This is a genomic window from Kitasatospora sp. NPDC005748 (assembly GCF_040630735.1).
In the GTDB taxonomy this organism is placed as follows: Bacteria; Actinomycetota; Actinomycetes; order Streptomycetales; family Streptomycetaceae; genus Kitasatospora.
Genome location: NZ_JBEXYD010000004.1, coordinates 260,894 through 279,794 on the forward strand (window position 1 = coordinate 260,894; position 18,901 = coordinate 279,794).

An 18,901-nucleotide genomic window follows, 5' to 3' on the forward strand; every position below is an offset into this window, starting at 1 on the left:
GGTGCGCTCGCTGGAGGTGCCGGCGCTGGTCGACCACCACTGCCACAGCGTGGTGGTGGCCGACCTCGCCGACGGCGCGCTGGCCGGGCTGCTCACCGAGTCCGACCGCCCGCCCGCGCCCGGCACCACGCCGTTCGACAGCGCCCTCGGCCTGGCCGTGCGGCGCTGGTGCCCGCCCGCGCTGGGGCTGCCCGTGCACGCCCCCGCCGCCGACTACCTGGCCCGGCGGGCGGAGCTGGGCGCCGCCGAGGCCACCCGGCGGCTGCTGGCGGCCGCCGGGCTGGACACCTGCCTGGTGGACACCGGCCTGGCCGAGGCGGCCGGCCACCCGCTGCTCCCGCTCGGCGAGTTCGCCGAGGCGGCCGGCGCCCGGGTGCGCGAGGTGGTCCGGCTGGAGTCCGTCGCCGAGACGGTCTCGGCGTCGGCCGGGTCCTGGCCGGCCCTCGTCCGCGAGGCGCTGGCCGCGTCGGCGGTCGGCGCGGTGGCGGTCAAGTCGGTGGTGGCCTACCGGCACGGCCTGGCGGTACCGGCCGAGCGCCCCGCCCCGGCGGCGGTGGTGGCGGCCGCCGGGGAGTGGCTGCGCGCCGGGCGCGGCCGGCTGAGCCACCCCGTGCTGCTGCACCACCTGCTCTGGACGGCCCTCGACGTCTGCGCCGAGCTCGGCCTGCCGCTCCAACTGCACACCGGGTTCGGCGATCCGGACCTCACCCTGCACCGGGCCGACCCGTCGCTGCTGACCGACTTCGTCCGGGCCGCCGAGCCGAGCGGCGTTCCGCTGGTGCTCCTGCACGGATATCCCTACCACCGGCAGGCGGCCTGGCTGGCCCAGGCCTTCCCGCTGGTGTACACCGACCTCGGGCTGACGGCCTCCTACGTCGGGCCCCGGGTGGCCGCCGTACTCGGCGAGATGCTGGAGCTGGCGCCGTTCGGCAAGCTGCTCTTCTCCACCGACGCCTACGGATTGCCGGAGCTTTACCTGGTGGGCGCCGCCCAGTTCCGGCACGGCCTGGGCACCCTGCTGGACGGCTGGCGCGCGGACGGCGCCTGCTCGGCGGCCGACGGCCGCCACCTCGCCCGGCAGGTCGCGGCGGACAACGCCCGTCGCCTGTACCGGCTCTGAGCGGCGGGCGGGCGCGGTAGCGGTCCGGGCCGGCCGGCCGGTGGAGCGTCCGGCCCTGGTCGGCGCGGTGCGGGCGCCCCGGCGGCGGCCCCTGACCGGGTGCGCCGAGCGGCCCCGGTGGCCCGGGAATTGTGGATCGTCTACGCCCCGGTGAGGGAAAGCGCGCGCGGGCCGGATATTCACCGTATGGATTGACACCGGGTCGGATCGGCCGGAGCCGCACCCCTCGGAAGTGGCCGAACGGTGTCGATTAGATGACTACCTCTTGCGGATTACAACGCATGTTCACTAGCGTCCCGATCATTCCACTGCACCTGCCATCCGCAGCTGCACGACGACTCGGGAGGGCCAACCCCTATGAGTGTTCCTCGGATCAGCCGGACCCGGTACGCCGCAGTGGGCGTCGCCCTCGCCGCGGCCAGTGCCCTGGCACTGCCCGCCGGGACCGCCGTCGCCGCCTCCGGGGCCGAGCCGACCACCGGGCCGCTGCTGAGCTACGTCGTCAACACCCAGGCCAACCACGGCCAGGTGCAGAAGGTCGAGAAGGCCGTCACGACCCTCGGCGGCACCGTGGTGTACTCGTACGAGCAGATCGGCGTGGTGATCGCCCGCTCGACCGACACCCAGTTCGCCGCCAAGCTGCGGAAGGCGAAGGGGGTCCAGTCGGTCGGCACCAGCCGCACCAAGGGCATCACGGCCGCCGAGACGCAGAAGGCCGAGGTCGCCGCCGAGCCGGTCACCGCCGCCGCGGCCGGCCAGGAGCCCTACTGGGCCAACCAGTGGGACATGCGTCAGATCGGCGTGGACAAGGCCCACAAGCTCTCCCTGGGCAGCCGCAACGTGACCGTCGGCGTGCTGGACTCCGGCATCGACGGGACCCACGAGGACCTCGCCGCCAACGTCGACGCCTCGCAGTCGGTCTCCTGCATCGACGGCGGCAAGCCGAACACCGACTGGGCGGCCTGGCAGCCGGGCCCCGACGGCGACCACGGCACCCACGTGGCCGGCACCATAGCCGCGGCCAAGAACGGCAAGGGCATCGAGGGCATAGCCCCGAACGTCAAGCTGGCCGCCGTCAAGGTCGTCGACGACGGCGGGTTCATCTACCCGGAGTACGCGATCTGCGGCTTCGTCTGGGCCGGTGAGCACAAGTTCAAGGTGACCAACAACAGCTACTACGTCGACCCGTGGATGTTCAACTGCCAGAACGACGCGGACCAGGCGGCGATCACCACCGCCGTGCGCCGCGCGGTCGAGTTCTCGCAGCGCAAGGGCGTCCTCAACGTGGCCGCGGCGGGCAACGAGAACATCGACCTCGCCCACAAGACCGTGGACGTCAGCAGCCCGGACGACACCACCCCGGGCACCCGCCCGATCACCCAGGACTGCCTCAACCTGCCGACCGAGCTGGACGGCGTGGTCTCGGTCTCCTCGGTGGGCGTCAACGGTGACAAGTCGTACTACTCCAGCTACGGCAAGGACAAGGTGACCGTCGCCGCCCCCGGTGGCGACCGGCTCTACCAGATCCCGGACACCCCGGACAAGAACGGCCGCACCCTCTCCACCATCCCCGGCGGCCGCTACGGCTACATGCAGGGCACCTCGATGGCCTCCCCGCACGCGGCCGGCGTCCTGGCGCTGCTCGCCAGCACCTTCCCGTGGGCGAGCCCGGAGGAGCTGACCGAGCTGCTGACCAACCAGGCCGAGTCGCACGCCTGCCCCTCGGGTCCGTACAACCCGGGCGGCACCGGCACGTGGGCGGCCACCTGCGAGGGCGGCGCGGACGACAACGGCTTCTACGGCGCGGGCATCATCAACGCCGAGAAGGCGGTCCAGTGGTGGCGCTGACGCGCTGACCGCACGGTAGGCGCCGACGGCCCGAGCGGCCGGCGCTGATCGAACCAAGGGGTGGGGAGCGGGACTTCGGGTCCGCTCCCCACCCCTCACGGGTAGCGGGGGCGCCCCGGCCCTCACTCGAAGTGGTGGTCCCAGACCGTCTCGACCGCCGGCTTGCCGTGCAGGTCCGGCACCTCCTGGAGCCAGGCGGGCCGGCCGGCCCGGCTGGCGGCGGCGCGCCGGCGCTCGGCCTCGCGCACCTGCTCGGGCGTGGCGAAGCCGTCCGGCAGCCAGTCGCGGGAGCGCGCCGCACGGGCGGCGAGGTGGGCGACGTAGGCGTGCCGCACCGCCGCCACCGAGTCGAAGCCGGGCTCGTCGGCCAGCCACGCGTCGGGGACGAGCCCCACGACCTCCTCCAGCAGCGCAGGGGTGACCAGCGGCCCGAGCTCGTCGTCGGCCAGCGCGACGTCGGGGGCGTAGCCGCCGAGGGCGTGGGCGCTCAGGTCGTAGCGCTTGCCCACCGAGCCCGCGGCGGCGGACCAGCGGTGGTGGAAGACCAGCGCGGCGCCGTTGTCGATCAGCCAGAGCTTGCCGTGCCAGACCATCAGATTGGGGTTGTGCACGCTGCGGTCGACATTGCCGGTGAGCGCGTCCAGCCAGACCACCCGGCCGGCCTCGGCCGGCCCGACGGGGATCATGCCGGGCCTGAAGTCGCGGGCGCCGGGCAGCAGGTCCATCCCGAGGTTGAGTCCGCGGCTCGCCCGGAGGATGTCCTGGACCTCCGGGTCGGGCTCGGAGTCGGCGACCGCCGGGTCGAAGTCGACCAGCCGGATTTCCGGCACCGGCAGGCCGAGCCGCCGGGCCAGTTCACCGACGATCACCTCGGCCACCAGGGCCTTGCGGCCCTGCGCGGCACCGATGAACTTGACCACGTAGGTGCCGAGGTCGTCGGTCTCCACGACGCCGGGGACGGAGCCGCCGGCCCGCAGCGGATCGACGTAGCGCACTGCTGTCACCTGATCGAGCACATCCGTCACCCTAACCCGTGCGCCTTCCGGGCCCGACCCGTTCAGCGGCTTTCCAGCGCCACCTCGCGCGCGTCCGCGAGCGCCTGCCGGACGGCGGCGGGGATGTCGGTGACCGGGAAGGCCACCCGGCGCACCACCCGGGTGCGGTCCAGCACGAGCACCGCCCGCTTCAGCCGCAGGCCCTGGCCGACGTGGAAGGTGGGCAGTCGCAGGGCGGCCGCCAGCCGGACGTCCAGGTCGGACAGGAGGGGGAAGGGGATCTCCTCCGCCGCCGCGAACTCCCGCTGTTCGTCGGGCCGTTGGGTGGATACCCCGCGCAGCGCCAGACCGGCCGCGCGGAACTCGGGGTACGCCTCGCGGAAGAGCCGGTTCTCCAGCGTGCAGCCGACCGCGCCGGGGATGTCGCCCCAGCCCGGCGGCAGTGGCCCGGGGCGGCCGGTGGCCGGGTAGCAGAACAGCACCGTGGCGCCGGCCGCCGGATCGACCGGGTCCAGCTCGCCGCCGGTGTGCGCGGGCAGGGTGAGCGCCGGCAGCCGGGTGCCGGGCAGCGCCGCCAGCCGGGCGGCCTCCGCGCTGTCGGGCGCGGCCGAGCCGGAGAGCGCGCCGTCGCCGAGCAGCCAGCGGTCCGCCCAGTCCTGCATCGCGACCAGGACCGGCAGCAGCGCCCGGCCGGCCTCGGTGAGCCGGTACTCGTGGCGCACCGGGGCGCTCTGGTACGGCACCCGGACCAGCACGCCTGCCTCGGTCAGGTGGCCGAGCCGCTCGGTGAGGACCTTCCGGGAGATGCCCAGCTCGTGCTGGAGCTCGTCGAAGCGCAGCAGGCCGCGCGCCGACTCGCGGACGATCAGGATGCTCCACCAGTCGCCGATCACGGCCGCCGACTGGGCGATCGCGCAGGTGGCGTCCCGCGCGGGTACCTCTTTGAGCACCGTCGCTCCTCTCACGTCCAGGACGGTCCATCCTCGCACCCCCTTGCGAGTTCCGAAAGGGAACTTGTAAGTTCCTGATGAAAACTCACGCGGAACGAGTGCGCCTGAGGACGAACGAGAACGAATGGGGGAGCAGATGTCCGTCGCCTGGGCGACGCTGCGCCGCACCTGGACGATGACCTTCCGGGCCTACCCGTGGTCCTACGCCGTCGGCTGTCTGCTGATCGGCGTCTTCACCCTCGGCCTGTCCTACCTGGGCCTGCACGCCATCGGCGGCGGCTCGGTGGCCGAGGACTTCACCGCCCGCACCGGAGGCGCCGACTACCTCGGCTACATCGCGATCGGCGCGGCCGGCTACATGTTCACCGTCCGGATGCTGCTCTGGAGCAGCAAGGCGCTGATCACCGAGCAGCGCCAGGGCACCCTGGGCGCGCTGTTGATCGCCCCCGCCGGGCGGCTGCCCTACCTGCTCGGCTTCACCGGGTTCGCGCTGCTCAACACCGCCGTCGAGGTCGGCCTGCTCGGCGGGTTCGCCGCGGCGCTCGGCGTCACGCTGCCCGCCTGGCACCCGCTCGCCGCCCTCGCCGGGCTGCTCGCGCTCAGCGCCGCCGTCTTCGCCGTCGCGGTGCTGCTCGGCGCGCTGATGATCGTCGCCGGCGAGGCGCACATCTCGCAGAACACCGTCTTCCTCGCCGTCTCGCTGCTCTGCGGCATCACCTTCCCCAACAGCTACCTGCCGGTGCCCGCCCGGTGGCTGGCCGAGCTGCTGCCCGTCACCTCCGCGATGGACGTGCTGCGCGGCGCGCTCGGCCGGGGGCAGCCGCTCACCGAGCTCACCGCGCGGCTGGTGACCTGCCTCGCCCTCAGCCTGGGCTACCTGCTGCTCGGTCTGCGGCTGCTGCCCGCCGCCGAGCGCCGAGCCGCCGAGCGGAGCTTCTGAACCGCCTCCGAACGGAGCCCCCGACGCATGGACCACCCGAACCGGAGCCAGTGACATGATCCGCACCACCGCCCTGCGCAAGACCTTCCGCAGCCGGGAGAAGGGCCTCTTCGGCCCGCGCGCCGTGAAGACCGCCGTCGACGGCCTCGACCTGGAGATCCCGGCCGGCCGGGTCACCGGACTGCTCGGCCTCAACGGCGCGGGCAAGACCTCCACCATCAAGATCCTCGCCACCCTGCTCCGTCCCACCTCCGGCACCGTCACCCTGGACGGCCTCGACCTGGTCGAGCACGCCCGCGCGGCCCGGCGCCGGATCAACCTGATCGCCGGCGGCGAGCGGATGGTCTACGGCAAGCTCACCGGCGCCGAGAACCTCCGCTACTTCGGCCACCTCTACGACGTCCCCGGCGCGGTCCTGCGCCCCCGGATCGGCGAACTCCTGGAGCTGGTCGGCCTCACCGGAGCCGCCGACACCCCGGTCGAGCGGTACTCGCGCGGCATGACCCAGCGGCTCTCGATCGCCCGCGGCCTGATCAACGACCCGGCCTACCTGCTGCTCGACGAGCCCACCCTCGGCCTGGACGCGCCGATCGCCCGGGACCTGCGCCGGGTGGTCGCCGCCCTCGCCGCCGAGGGGCGCGGCGTGCTGCTCACCTCGCACTACCTGACCGAGGTCGAGGAGCTGTGCGGGCACGTCTACGTGATCTCCGGCGGGCGCCACCTCGCCGCCGGCAGCCCGGCCGAGCTCAAGGCCGCGACCGGCAGCCACCGCAGCGTCCGGGTCACCGTCACCAATCCCTCTCCCGAACTGGAGGCCGCCGTGGCCGACTTCGCGCTCCGCCTCGGTGTCCGCGCCGAGCTCGGGGCCACCGGGCAGGGCGGCCTGCTGGTCACCGTCCGCCATCCCGAGGACGTGGCCGGCCCGCTGGCGGGGGCGATCGTCGCCGCCGGCGGGTCGATCGGCGGGCTGGAGGTCACCGAGGCCACCCTGGAGGACGCCGTCCTGGCGCTCACCGACACCGCCCCGGCGCCCGCCGGCGCCCCCTCGGAGGTGGCCGCGTGACCGGCCCGTCGACCCGGCCGGCGCACCCCGCGCCGCCCTCCGTCGAGCTGCTGCTGCTCGCCGCGGCCGACCGGGGCGCCCGGCCGCCCCACCCCGTCGGCCGCATCCTCCCGCCACCCCGCCCGGGCACCCGCCGCCCGCCCCGCCCGGACGGCGACCGCCTCGCCACCCGGCCGCTGCGGCACGCCGGCAAGGTGTTCGCCGCCGAGGCGCTGAAGCAGCACCGCACGCTCTTCGGCCAGCCGCTGGTGCTCGCCTCGATGCTGGTCTGGCCGGTGCTCCAACTGGCCGCCACCTACTACACGCTGCACCCGATCGCCGCCGGCTCGGCCGCCGCCGCCCGCTGGCCGCTCGCCGCCGACCCGGCCAAGCTGCTCGGCTTCCTCGCGACCGGTGCGCTGGCCTGGGCGTTCTTCTTCTCGCTCGTCCAGTCCGCGTGGAACTTCGCCTACGAGCGCACCACCGGCACGCTGGAGCTGCTCTTCCTCTCGCCCGCCGACCGGCTGGTCCTGATGCTGGCCAACGGCGCCGGCGCACTGCTGCAGAACGCCTGGCTGCTCACCTGCTTCCTGGGCGCCGCCGCCTTCGGCTTCGGCAGCCTGGACGTCGCCGGGCCCTGGGTCTACCCGGTGGTGCTCCTCGCCCTGCTGCTGCCCGCGGTGGCCTGGGGCGCGCTGCTCAACAGTCTGATGGTGTTCTCGCGCGACTCCACCTTCGTCTACACCGTGCTGGACGATCCGATGTGGTTCGTCGCCGGGGTCCGGCTGCCGGTCTTCGCGCTGCCCGGGGTGCTGCGGATGCTCGGCGCGGCGCTGCCGCTGACCGGCAGCCTGGCCGTGGTCCGCGGCGCGCTGCTGGAGCGGGAGGGGGTCGGCGAACTCGCCCCCGGGCTCGGCCGGCTGGCCGTGCTCTGCGTGCTGCTGCTGGCGGGCGCGGCACTGGCGCTGCGCCTCGGCGAGGCGCGGGCGCAGCGGACGGGGGGCCTGCGCCTGTCCTGAGCCCGGCCCGGCGCGCCCCGGCCGGCCGGGACGCGGTGCCACCCCGAGCCCCTGCACCGTCCCGGGCCGTGCGCTGTGGTTGGCTAGCCGGTGAAACCGGACGTACCAGACGAGGAGAGCACGGTCATGGGACAGGTACAGGCCACCACCGAGCGGGTCTACGACGCGGCCCCCGAGCGGGTCTACGAGGCGCTGGCCGACTACCAGGTGACCCGCCCCAAGCTGCTGCCGGCGCAGTACAGCGAGTACGAGGTCCGGGTCGGCGGCACCGGCGCGGGCACCCAGGTGCACTGGCGGCTGCAGGCCACCGAGAAGCGGGTGCGGGACTGCCTGTTCACCGTCTCGGCGCCGACGCCGGACCAGCTGGTGGAGAAGGACGCCAACTCCAGCATGGTGATCACCTGGACGGTCGCCGCGGCCGGTGAGGGCCGGTCGAAGGTCACCGTCTCGGCCACCTGGCAGGGTGCGGGCGGCATCGGCGGCTTCTTCGAGCGCACCTTCGCGCCGAAGGGCCTGAACCGGATCCACGACCAGATCCTGGCCAACCTGGCGGCCGAGGTCCGCTGAGACCGGGCGCGTCCGGGCCGGCGGGGGAGGGCCGCCGGCCGGCCGCCCCGGGCGCCGGACCAGCAAGAAGATTCGACGGCCTCGCCCACCCGTACGACAAGCAAGCCGTACGGGTGGACGGCCGCCACCTGCGGGTGACGACGGCCCCCGGGCACGGCGGAGCCACCCTAGGCTCGCCGCCGTGCATATGACGATCCTTCACATTTCGCAGCCCGTCGACGGCGGGGTCGCCCGCGTCGTCGTCGACCTGGTCCGCGGCCAGCGCGAGGCCGGCCACCGGGTCCTGGTCGCCTGCCCGCGCGGCGGCCGGCTGGCCGAGGAGGCCGCCGCCGCCGGGGCGCTGGTCCAGGACTGGCCCGCCCGCCGCTCGCCCGGCCCGTCCGTCGCCGCCGAGGCGTGGCGGCTGCGCCGGATCGTCCGCGCCGCCGCGCCCGACATGGTCCACCTGCACAGCGCCAAGGCCGGACTGGCGGGCCGGCTGGCCATCCGGGGCGCGATGCCGACCGTGTTCCAGCCGCACGCCTGGTCGTTCGCCGCCGTGGACGGCGCGCTGGCCGCGGCCACCCTGCGCTGGGAGCGCTACGCGACCCGCTGGGCGCACCGCCTGCTCTGCGTCAGTGTCCAGGAGCGGGCGGACGGCGTCGCCGCGGGCCTGCACGCCGACTGGGCGGTGGTGCCCAACGGTGTGGACGTGCGCCACTACGCGCCCGCCGACCGCCGGGCCGCCCGGATCGCGCTCGGCCTCGACCTCGACGCGCCGCTGGCGGTCTGCGTGGGCCGGCTCTGCCGCCAGAAGGGCCAGGACGTGCTGCTCGACGCGTGGCCCGAGGTGCTGCGGCTGGTGCCGCAGGCCCGGCTGGCCCTGGTCGGCACCGGTCCGGAGGAGGCCCGGCTGGCCGCCGCCGTCCGGGAGTCGGCCGAACCGTCCCGGATCCGGCTGGCCGGGGAGGTGCCGGATCCGCGGCCGTGGCTGGCGGCGGCCGATCTGGTGGTGCTGCCCTCGCGCTGGGAGGGGATGGCGCTGGCGCCGCTGGAGGCGATGGCGGCGGGCCGGCCGGTCCTGTTGACGGACGTGCCCGGAGCCCGTGAATGCCTGCCTCCGACCGAGCGGAAGTGCGCGGTCGTGCCGCCCGAGGACGCCGCCGCGCTCGCCACCCGAATGGCCGAAGCATTGTCCGACCCGATCGAGTGCGAGCGACGCGGTGCGCGCCTGCGCGAGCACGCCGTGGCGCGCCATGACGTGCGATCGGTGGTCGAACAGGTGGACGCGCTCTACCGCGATCTACTGGGCGCCGGGCCGGCGGCCGGACGCCGCCGTGCCCGTGTCCCAGAGCGGATCTGATCGTTTCACATGCCGTGAATGCCCTCCACTGGGAGCTGTCGTATTCGCACCCTCAACCGGTTTGTGGGCGAGGGGTGAAATCGGAAATACCTATTAATGGGCGGCTGGAATGAAATGGCAAGTCAACTTCCAGCATCCAGGGCCACGTTCGGTACTGTCTGATTTTGCCTGCTTCATTTCGATTTCACGCCGGGAATTCGCGAGAGAACCGAAAGCCGCCAGCGGCAGCAGGTGCAGTCAGGACCGCGCCCACCGGGCCGGGACGGCCGCCCCGGGCCAACCGGTGCCGGGCCGCCGTCACCCCGGGCACACAGCAGGGGAGTTCGTGCGCTGATGACCATTGACCACGACAGCGTGCCACGGCCCGGTCGGCCCCTGTCCGGCCCGCGCCGGCCCGCCACCGGACTGCTCGACCGCCCCGCCAGGTCCGCACAGACCCGCAGCACCCCGGCGCTCCGCCGCCACCGCCGACCGGTCCGCTCCCGGCTCGCCCTGCCCGTCACCCTGGCCGCCGTCGACGCCTTCGCCCTGTGCACCGCCACCGGGCTCGCCAACCGGGCCCTCGACCCCGCGGTCCGGGTCGATCCGCTGCTGGGCGTGGCCGCCCTGCTCCCGCTGCTGCTCCTGCTCAACCTGGCCGGCGGCCTCTACCGGGCCCGGCTCACCCTCTCCGTCCTCGACGAGCTCCCCGCGCTGACCGTCCGGGCCGTCGTGGCCACCGCCTTCGCCGTCACCCTGGCCGGCTGCCTGGACGGCCGCTGGCCCGACACCGGCCCCGCCACCCCGGCCCGGCTGACCGCGCTGCTCGGCGCCCAGCTGCTGCTCGCCGTCTGCGGCCGGACGCTGCTCTTCCACCTGGTCCGCCGGATCCGCCGCAGCCGGCCCAGCCCCGTACTGGTCCTCGGCGCCGGCCGGCTCGGCCGCCGGGTCGCCGAGGCCCTCAGGGAGCGCGGCGAGTACGGCATGCGCCCGGTCGGCTTCCTCGACCCGGACCCGCCGCTGCTGGCCGGCGACACCGACCTGCCGGTGCTCGGCGGCCGCGAGGTGCTGGAGCGCGAGGTCCGCCGCCACCGGATCCACCACGTCGTCGCCACCGCGGGCGCCGCCGACGAGGCCGAGACCGCCGCCGCCCTGCGCGACGCCGCCCGGCTCGGCTGCCAGGTCTGGCTGGTGCCCGCGCTGCGCGAGTACGGCTCCCTGGAGAACGGCCACTCGACCGGCGGCGACCACCTCTGGGGCTTCCCCTGCCTGAAGGTGGACCGCCCGGCGATGCGCCGCCCCGGCTGGGCCGCCAAGCGCGCCCTGGACGTCACCGTCGCCGGCCTCGGCCTGCTCGCCCTCGCCCCCGTACTCGCCCTGTGCGCGCTCGCCGTCCGCTTCGACACCGGCCCCGGCGTGCTCTTCCGCCAGCAGCGCACCGGGCTGGACGGCCGGGTCTTCACCGTCCTCAAGTTCCGCACCCTGCGCCCCAGCAACGAGCACGAGTCGGCGACCCGCTGGAACATCTCCCAGGACCACCGGATGGGCGCCGTCGGCAAGCTGATGCGCCGCAGCTCCCTGGACGAGCTGCCGCAGCTGTGGAACGTGCTGCGCGGCGACATGAGCCTGGTCGGCCCGCGCCCCGAGCGCCCCTACTTCGTCATGCGGTTCAGCCAGGCCTACCCCGAGTACGCGGACCGCCACCGCGTCCCGGTCGGCCTCACCGGCCTCGCCCAGGTCAACGGCCTGCGCGGGGACACCTCCATCGAGGACCGGGCCCGCTTCGACAACCGCTACATCGAGAGCTGGAGCCTCTGGCAGGACGTCAAGATCCTGTGCCGCACCGCGGCCCTGATGCTCCACCCGGACGGAAGCTGACCAGCGTGGCCCTCACCCTCGATCTCGTCCCGACGCCCGCCCGGGCGTTACACCGGACGGTCGCGGCGCTCGCCGCCCGGCCCAGCCTGCTCGCGGCCGCCACCGTGCTGCTGGTCTGCGTCCCCACCGGCGAGAAGGACGTCACCGCCGCCGTCCACGTCACCGCCGCCGACCTCGCCTCGCTGGCCCTGGTCGCGGTCACCGCCGTCGAGCTGCTGCGCGGCCGCACCCCCGCGATCGGCCGGACCGCCGCCGTGCAGTTCGGCGTGATCGTGTTCGCCGCCGCCGTCGCCACCGTCGGCTCGATCGACCCGGCCGCCAGCCTCACCGGCTTCGTCCGGCTCACCCAGGTCTTCGTCCTGGTGCCCGCCGCCGTCCTCTGCTCGCTGCGCGACCGCACCGACCGGCGGCTGGTGCTCGGCTCCTTCGTCGCCGCCGCGCTGGTCCAGGGCGTGGTCGGCGCCCACCAGTACCTCACCGGGACGGGCGCCTCCTACACCGGCCGGCCGATCCGCGCCGTCGGCACCTTCGGCGCGCTCGACATCATGGCGATGTCCACCGTGGTCAGCTACGGCCTGCTCGCGGCCCTCGCGCTGGGGCTCGCCGAGCGAGGCCCGGCCGGCCGGCCGCAGCTGCGCCGAGCGATGTTCGCGGCCGCGGCCTTCCTGGCCTTCCCGCTCGCCGTCTCGTTCAGCCGCGGCAGCTGGATCGCCACCGGCGCCGCCGCCGCCGTCCTGCTGCTGCGGGCCGACGCCCGGCTGGCGGTCCGCAGCGCCGTCCTCGGCCTGGCCGCCGCCGTCGTGCTGATCGGCGGCCTCGGCCTCGGGGCCTCCGGCGTCACCGCCCGGATCAGCTCCATCGGCTCCGTCTCGGCCGCCCCCGACCAGTCGGTGTCCGACCGCTACGACCTCTGGTCCACCGCCGGGCGCATCTGGCAGGACCACCCGGTCAGCGGCGCCGGCCCCAAGGCCTTCCAGCAACTGCGCGACAGCAACGCCCCGTTGCGGCTCTCCTCGGGCAGCGACGCGGCCGACGCCACCATCGGATTCCAGCGCGAACCGCTGCTCTCCCCGCACAACATGTACCTCCTGGTCCTCAGCGAGCAGGGGCTGATCGGCATCGTCGCCTACGCCGCGCTGTTCCTCGGTCTGCTGATCGGGTGCCTGCGCCGGGCCCGGGGCAGCGGCCTCGCGGCGCTCGCCCTGCTGGTCTGGGTCCTGGTCGACTTCCTCTACGCGGACATCGGCGGCACCACCACCGTGCTGACCTCCGTCGTCCTCGGCCTCGCCGCCCGGACCGCCGCCGGCGCCACACCGGAGGCGACCCCCCGATGACCACCGACCGGCCGACCGCGCTCACCCCGACGCTGCCGGCCCCCCGCTCCGCACCCGCCGCCGAGACCACGGCGGCCTCCCGGCGCGGCTTCCTCGCCAAGGCCTTCGGCATCACCGCCGTGCTCAGCGCCGCCGGCTCCGCCCTCGGCCTGCTCCGCGACCTGCTGCTGGCCCGCTACTTCGGCGCCAACCAGGGCACCGACGCGTTCCTGGTCGCCTGGACCGTCCCGGAGACCGCCGCACCGCTGCTGATCGAGGACGCCATGTCCTTCCTCATGGTGCCCGCCTTCGCCCTGGCCCTGGTCCTGCGGGAGGAGCACCCCGACGGGCCCGACCCGGTCCGCCAGCTGGTCCGCGCGACCCTGCCCTGGCTGCTGCTGGCGCTCACCGCGCTCTCGCTCGGCGTCGCGCTCGGCGCCCCCCAGCTGGTCGACCTGCTCGCCCCCGGCCTGGCCGACCCCGGGCTCGCCGTCACCTGCACCCGGATCACCGCCTGCACCGTGCTGCCCTTCGGCGTGGCCGGCTACCTCGCCGCCGCACTCCGGGCGCACCACAGCTTCACCGCCCCGGCCGGCATCTACGTCGCCTACAACGTCGGCATCCTCGGCGTCCTGCTCAGCTGCCAGGCGCTCTGGGGCGTCCGCTCCGCCGCGATCGGCGTCGCCCTCGGCAGCCTGCTGATGGCCGGTCTGCTGGTCGTCCCGTTCCTGCGCCGGCTGCGGTCCGGCCGCGCCGCCGCGGGCCGCCGGGCCCGCCCCGCACTCGTGCTGATCCCGCTCGCGCTGCTGCCGGTGGCCGCCTTCACGCTCACCCGGCAGGCTCAGGTCTTCATCGAGCGCTTCCTCGGCTCCGCGCTGCCGCCCGGCACCATCTCGCACCTCAACTACGCCGCCAAGGTCTCCCAACTGGCCATGACGGCGGCCATCCTGATCTGCACGGTGACCTTCCCGCTGGTCGCCCGGGCGCTCGCCGCCGGGGACCTCACCGCCGCCCGCGACCGGGTCGAGAAGGACCTCGGCCAGGCGGCCGCGGTCGTCCTGTTCGGCACCGCCTTCCTGCTGGCCTGCGCCCCCTCGGTGGTCGCCCTGCTCTTCCAGCGCGGCGCCTTCGGCGCCCAGGACACCGCCGCCACCGCGGCCGTCATCCGCGTCTACAGCTTCGGACTGCCCGCGCAGGCGCTGATCGGCGTGATGATCCGCCCCTACTTCTCGCTCCGCCCGGTGGTCCGCCGCGCCGGCGACCCGAGCACCGACGACGGCGGCCGCCGGCTGCTCGACTGGTACCCGGCCGCCGCCATGGTGCTCGGCCTGGTGGTCACCGTCGCCGTCGGCCTGCTCGCCACGCCCCGCTTCGGCGCCCTCGGCCTGGCCGCCGGGAACGCGGCCGGCATCACCACCACCGCGGCGCTGCTGCTGCGCGGGCTCGTCCTGCGCGGCATCGCGCTGCGCCTGCGGCTGGTCCTCGGCGGCCACGCCCGGTTGCTGGGCGCCGCCGCCGGGGCGGCCGTCCTCGGCACCCCCGCCGCCGGACTCCCCGCCGACCCCCTGCTCTCGACGCTGCTCGGGGGCCTCACCGTGGCGCTCGCCTTCGCCGCCCTCGGCACCGGTCTCGGTGCCCGCGAGGTGCGCGGACCGGTCCTCGCCGTCGTCCGGGCCCTGTGCCCGCCATCCGTTGCCGATGAAGGGAAGCCTCCCCATGGACGCTGAACGGGGATCCGTACGGTCGGTGCTGTCGGGCGTACGCCGCTCCGGCGCGCCGGCGGCAGCCGGTCCACGGACCGAGGTGCCGCGCGCCGAGGGCCGCCGCCCGGGGGCACAGCTGCCCCAAAGTCGCCGACCCGCCACCCGGGCACCCGTCCAGGAGGCCACCTCGCCGTGGATCCTGATGTACCACTCGGTGGCCGTCGAGGAGGACGACCCGTACCAGCTGACCGTCAGCCCGGAGCGCTTCGCCGAGCAGATCGCCTGGCTGCACCGGCGCGGCCGGCGCGGCGTCTCGGTCCGCGAGCTGATGCGGGCCAGGGCCGCCGGCCGGGCCGACAACATGGTCGGCCTGACCTTCGACGACGGCTACGCGGACTTCGGCCGTTTCGCCGTACCGATTCTGCAGGCGTACGGGTTCACCGCGACCGCCTACGTGGTGGCCGACCTGCTGGGCCGGGCCAACGACTGGGACGTCAAGGGCCCGCGCAAGAAGCTGCTCACCGTCCAGGAGGTCACCGAACTCGCGGCCGCCGGCTGGGAGATCGGCTCCCACGGCCTCGGCCACCAGGCCCTGCCCGGCCTGCCCGCCGACGTCCTGGCCACCCAGACCCGGGAGAGCCGGCGCGTGCTGGAGGAGGTCGTCGGCGGTCCGGTCACCGGTTTCTGCTACCCGTACGGCGCCGTCGACCTGCCCGCCACGCTGGCCGTGCGCGACGCCGGCTACGACTACGCCTGCGCCATCGCGCACTCCCCGCTCACCGGCCGCTACGCGCTGCCCCGCTGCTACGTCGGCGACCGCGACGGCGCCTGGCGGCTGCGCGCCAAGCGCGGCCGCCTCCGCCTCCGCGACACCGTCACCGAGCTGCGCCGCAACCGCCTCGCGGCACGCTCCGCGTCGAAGGGCCGGGCCGGCGCCGAGCGCGAGGAGCCGCAGGGGAGCGCCGGGGCCCGGAGCACCGCGGGCGGGTCCGAGCGCCCCGCCGGGGAGCGTGCGGGCCGGCGGGGGGCCGACCGGTGAGGGTGCTGCACATCGTCACCGGTCTCGCCTCCGGCGGCGCCGAGCGCCAGCTCCAGCTGCTGCTGCGCCACCTGCCCGCGCACCAGCACTGCGAGGTGGTCGCGCTGACCAACCCCGGCACGGTGGCCACCGCGCTGCGCGCCGAGGGCGTCACCGTCCACCACCTGGCGATGCGCGGCAACCGCGACGTCGGCGCGCTGCCCCGGCTGGTCCGGCTGATCCGGTCCGGCCGCTACGACCTCGTCCACACCCACCTCTACCGGGCCGGCCTGTACGGGCGGCTGGCCGCCCGGCTGGCCGGCGTCCGGGCGGTGGTGGCCACCGAGCACTCGCTGCACGCGGGGGTGATCGAGGGCCGCCCGGTCACCCGCGGCGTCAAGGGTCTCTACCTGGCGGCCGAGCGCCTGGGCACCACCACCGTCGCGGTGTCCCGGCAGGTCGCCCAGACCCTGCACGCCTGGGGCGTGCCGCCGGGCCGGGTCGAGCTGATCCCCAACGGCATCGACGCCGCCCGCTACCGCCGTCCGGACGCCGACCGGGCCGCGGCCCGGCACCGGCTGCGCGCCGACCTCGGCCTCCCGGCGGCGAGCTGGGTGGTCGGCGGGGTCGGCCGGCTGGTGCCCGGCAAGCGGTTCCACGTCCTGCTGGAGGCGCTCGCCGGCCTCGACCCGGCCGCCCGGCTGGTGCTGGTCGGCGAGGGCCCCGAACGCGGCGCCCTGGAGCGGCGGGCCGCCGAACTCGGCGTCCGCGACCGCCTGGTCCTCACCGGCGAGCGCGACGACGTCCCCGACCTGCTGGCCGCGCTGGACGTGCTGGCCGCCCCCTCGACCGCGGAGACCTTCGGCCTCGGCGTCCTGGAGGGCCTGGCGGCCGGCCTGCCGGTCCGCCACAGCGCCTGTCCGGCCCTGGACGAACTCCCGCCGGCCGCCGCTCCGCAGGCCCGCCGGATCCCCTCCGACGCCGCCGCCTACACCACCGCGCTGCGCGAGCTGCGCCACCTCAACGACCACAGCCCCGAGCCCCTGCCCCGGCCCCCGGCGGTCGGCCACTACGACATCGTCCGGGTGGCCGCCGACCTCGGCGCCCTCTACGACCGCCTGGCACCCGCTTGAGCCGCCGGCAGCCGCCGAACCCCCGGGCCGCCGGCCGGGCGGCCCCCATATCCAAGGAGCACCCCATGTCCGAACCGCGCCGAAGCGTCCGCAGCCTGGCCCGCCGCTGGTGGCCGGTGGTCCTCGCGGTGCCGCTGGGCGCCGCCGCCGGCGCCGGGTACGCCGTCGTCGCGCACCCCTCGTACGCCGCCAACTCCTATGTGATCGTGGTGCCGGAGAACCAGGGGGAGAGCGCCTCGGCGATCAACTTCGCCCAGGCGTACGGCCGGCTGGCCGGTCAGCCCCAGGTGCTCGCGGCCGCCGCCGCCGAGACCGGGCACAGCCGCACCGAACTGGAGACCCTGGTGCACGGCACCACCTCCCCGGACGCCCCGATGATCGAGATCACCGGCACCGGCGCGCGGCCCCGGGAGGCGGTGCTGGCCGCCGACGCGGTCGCCCGGTCGCTGGTCGCCTTCGCCAACACCAGCAGCAAGGAGACCGGCGTCCGGCTGGTCCCGCTGGCCCCCGCCGCCGAGCCCGACAAGCCGACCACGCCGTCCGCGCAGCTGGACGTCGCGGTCGGCGCCGCCGCCGGGGTGCTGATCGGCGCGCTGGTCATGATGACCCGCCGCCGGAGCGGTGAGGCCGGTCCGGCCGCCGTGGCGACGCCCGGCACGGAGCCCGCCGCCCCGGCCACCCCGCGCCCGCGCGCCGAGGAGGCCCCGGTGGCCGAGGCCCCGGCCCCGGCCGAACCGGCCGCGGCGGAGCGGCCCGGCACCGGGCAGGCCGTCCCCGAGCAGGCCGCCCCGGCGCAGCCCACGAGCGGGAAGGCAGCCGGCGGGAAGTCGCCCGCCGAGAAGGCCCCGGCCAAGGAGAAGAGCGCCGCCGGGAGCGGGCGATGAGCACCGAGGCGGCGGCCACCACCGGTTTCCCCGCCCAGGCCGGCGCGCCCCGCTGGACCACCGAGCTGCACCGCGAGGACGATGCCCTGGACGTCCTCGCCGAGGAGTGGGACGACCTGGTCACCCGCTGCCGGACGGCCACGTTCTTCCAGGCCGCGGTCTGGCAGCGCTCCTGGTGGCGCCAGTACGGCCGCCCGGGCGACCTGCTGGTCCTGCTGGTCCGCCGGAACGGCCGGCTGGTCGGCGCGGGAGCGTTCCGGCGGCGCCCCGGCCCGCTCGGCGGGCTGACCGGCCTCGGCGACGGGCTGATCGACTTCACCGACATCCTGCTCGACGACTCCTGCGCCGATCGCGCGGCGGCCGAGTTCGCCGCGGCCCTGCCGCTCACCCGCCCCTGGCACAGCCTGGAGCTGCGCGAGGTGCACCCCGAGGCGGCCGTCCAGCGGGTCTTCGAGCAGTGGCGGGGCCGGCGGCGCCGGTTCGGCGACTCGCTCTGCCAGTACCTGCCGGCCGTCCCGATGGAGCAGTTGCTCAAGCGGGTGCCCGGCAAGACCGCCCAGCGCAGCCGGGTGAAGCTCCGCAAGATCGCCGAGGCCGGGGTCGAGGTCCGTTCGACGCCCCCGGAGGAGGTGCCCGAGGCCCTGGAGGGGCTGCTCCGACTGCACTTCGAGCAGTGGCACGAGCGCGGCGTCACCCCGGAGCACCGCACCGGGCGGTTCGCCCGGCACCTCGCCGAGTCCACCACCGGCCTGGTCGCCACCGGCCGCGCCGCGGTGCACCAGTACTGGCTGGACGGCGAGCTGGTCGCGGTGAACCTGCTGCTGCTCTGCCCGTCCTTCGGCGGGCTCTACCTGTACGGCGCGCACCCCCGGCTGCGCGAGCGCCTGGACATCGCCGGTCTGCTGTTCGGGGCGGCGCTGGACGAGACGGTCGACGCCGGGATCCCGCTGCTCAGCCTGTTGCGCGGCCAGGAGCCCTACAAGCAGCGCTGGCGGCCGGACCAGCTGTTCAACCAGCGGCTGCTGTTCGGTCCGCGCGGGCCGGCGCCGGCGGCCGCCGCGCGGGCCGGCTCGGTCCGGGCCCGGCAGGTCGCGGTGCACGTCCTGCGCACCCGGCTGCCGAGGCTCAAGGAGGCGCTGGCGGCCCGTCGGCGGAGCTGAGCCCCGCCCC

The 18,901-nt window shown here is 75.5% G+C and carries 16 protein-coding genes; 14 read left to right on the forward strand and 2 right to left on the reverse strand.

Going from position 1 to position 18,901, the window contains the following annotated elements; genetic code table 11:
- Nucleotide 1: 1 nt before the first annotated feature.
- The gene (locus ABZ495_RS05685) at nt 2-1,120 is read left to right on the forward strand and encodes an amidohydrolase family protein (protein ID WP_359834565.1); all 1,119 of its coding nucleotides are present in this window, start codon (nt 2-4) and stop codon (nt 1,118-1,120) included.
- 357 nt (nt 1,121-1,477) lie between these two features.
- The gene (locus ABZ495_RS05690) at nt 1,478-2,968 is read left to right on the forward strand and encodes a S8 family serine peptidase (protein WP_329490100.1); all 1,491 of its coding nucleotides are present in this window, start codon (nt 1,478-1,480) and stop codon (nt 2,966-2,968) included.
- 122 nt (nt 2,969-3,090) lie between these two features.
- Here ABZ495_RS05690 and ABZ495_RS05695 read toward each other — a convergent pair whose 3' ends face one another.
- Both ABZ495_RS05695 and ABZ495_RS05700 read right to left on the reverse strand, forming a co-directional pair.
- A complete protein-coding gene (locus ABZ495_RS05695; protein WP_359834567.1) occupies nt 3,091-3,984 on the reverse strand; it encodes a HipA family kinase in 894 nt (297 codons plus the stop codon).
- 41 nt (nt 3,985-4,025) lie between these two features.
- Nucleotides 4,026-4,913 carry a winged helix-turn-helix transcriptional regulator gene (locus tag ABZ495_RS05700; RefSeq protein ID WP_359804368.1) on the reverse strand — a complete coding sequence of 296 codons (888 nt, stop codon included), beginning with the start codon at nt 4,911-4,913 and terminating at the stop codon, nt 4,026-4,028.
- A gap of 124 nt (nt 4,914-5,037) precedes the next feature.
- On the opposite strand from ABZ495_RS05700, the gene ABZ495_RS05705 reads away from it, so the two are divergent.
- The 12 genes from ABZ495_RS05705 (at nt 5,038) to ABZ495_RS05760 (ending at nt 18,891) form a co-directional block, all read left to right on the forward strand.
- The gene (locus tag ABZ495_RS05705) at nt 5,038-5,853 is read left to right on the forward strand and encodes an ABC transporter permease (protein WP_359804367.1); all 816 of its coding nucleotides are present in this window, start codon (nt 5,038-5,040) and stop codon (nt 5,851-5,853) included.
- Between the two features lie 55 nt (nt 5,854-5,908).
- A complete protein-coding gene (locus tag ABZ495_RS05710; RefSeq protein ID WP_359804366.1) occupies nt 5,909-6,916 on the forward strand; it encodes an ABC transporter ATP-binding protein in 1,008 nt (335 codons plus the stop codon).
- Nucleotides 6,913-7,914: an ABC transporter permease gene (locus ABZ495_RS05715; RefSeq protein ID WP_359804365.1), complete on the forward strand. Its 1,002-nt coding sequence runs from the start codon at nt 6,913-6,915 to the stop codon at nt 7,912-7,914. The genes ABZ495_RS05710 and ABZ495_RS05715 overlap by 4 nt, the downstream gene beginning before the upstream one ends.
- A gap of 126 nt (nt 7,915-8,040) precedes the next feature.
- Complete coding sequence (locus ABZ495_RS05720; RefSeq protein WP_359834569.1) at nt 8,041-8,481, forward strand: SRPBCC family protein; 441 nt, start codon at nt 8,041-8,043, stop codon at nt 8,479-8,481.
- Nucleotides 8,482-8,668: 187 nt separating this feature from the next.
- Complete coding sequence (locus ABZ495_RS05725) at nt 8,669-9,823, forward strand: glycosyltransferase (RefSeq protein ID WP_359804363.1); 1,155 nt, start codon at nt 8,669-8,671, stop codon at nt 9,821-9,823.
- Nucleotides 9,824-10,156: 333 nt separating this feature from the next.
- On the forward strand, nt 10,157-11,680 hold the full coding sequence (locus ABZ495_RS05730) for an exopolysaccharide biosynthesis polyprenyl glycosylphosphotransferase (protein WP_359834570.1): 1,524 nt from the start codon (nt 10,157-10,159) through the stop codon (nt 11,678-11,680).
- A gap of 5 nt (nt 11,681-11,685) precedes the next feature.
- Nucleotides 11,686-13,014: an O-antigen ligase family protein gene (locus ABZ495_RS05735; RefSeq protein WP_359834572.1), complete on the forward strand. Its 1,329-nt coding sequence runs from the start codon at nt 11,686-11,688 to the stop codon at nt 13,012-13,014.
- Nucleotides 13,011-14,720, forward strand: a complete 1,710-nt coding sequence (locus tag ABZ495_RS05740; RefSeq protein WP_359834574.1) for a lipid II flippase MurJ — start codon at nt 13,011-13,013, stop codon at nt 14,718-14,720. The genes ABZ495_RS05735 and ABZ495_RS05740 overlap by 4 nt, the downstream gene beginning before the upstream one ends.
- 178 nt (nt 14,721-14,898) lie before the next feature.
- Nucleotides 14,899-15,735 (forward strand): polysaccharide deacetylase family protein, encoded by an 837-nt coding sequence (locus ABZ495_RS05745; protein ID WP_359834576.1) that lies wholly within the window; start codon nt 14,899-14,901, stop codon nt 15,733-15,735.
- Nucleotides 15,732-16,847 (forward strand): glycosyltransferase, encoded by a 1,116-nt coding sequence (locus tag ABZ495_RS05750; RefSeq protein ID WP_359834578.1) that lies wholly within the window; start codon nt 15,732-15,734, stop codon nt 16,845-16,847. Before ABZ495_RS05745 ends, ABZ495_RS05750 begins: the two co-directional genes overlap by 4 nt.
- Nucleotides 16,848-16,912: 65 nt before the next feature.
- A complete protein-coding gene (locus tag ABZ495_RS05755; RefSeq protein WP_359834580.1) occupies nt 16,913-17,731 on the forward strand; it encodes a Wzz/FepE/Etk N-terminal domain-containing protein in 819 nt (272 codons plus the stop codon).
- Nucleotides 17,728-18,891 (forward strand): GNAT family N-acetyltransferase, encoded by a 1,164-nt coding sequence (locus ABZ495_RS05760; RefSeq protein ID WP_359834582.1) that lies wholly within the window; start codon nt 17,728-17,730, stop codon nt 18,889-18,891. Before ABZ495_RS05755 ends, ABZ495_RS05760 begins: the two co-directional genes overlap by 4 nt.
- Nucleotides 18,892-18,901 lie beyond the last annotated feature (10 nt).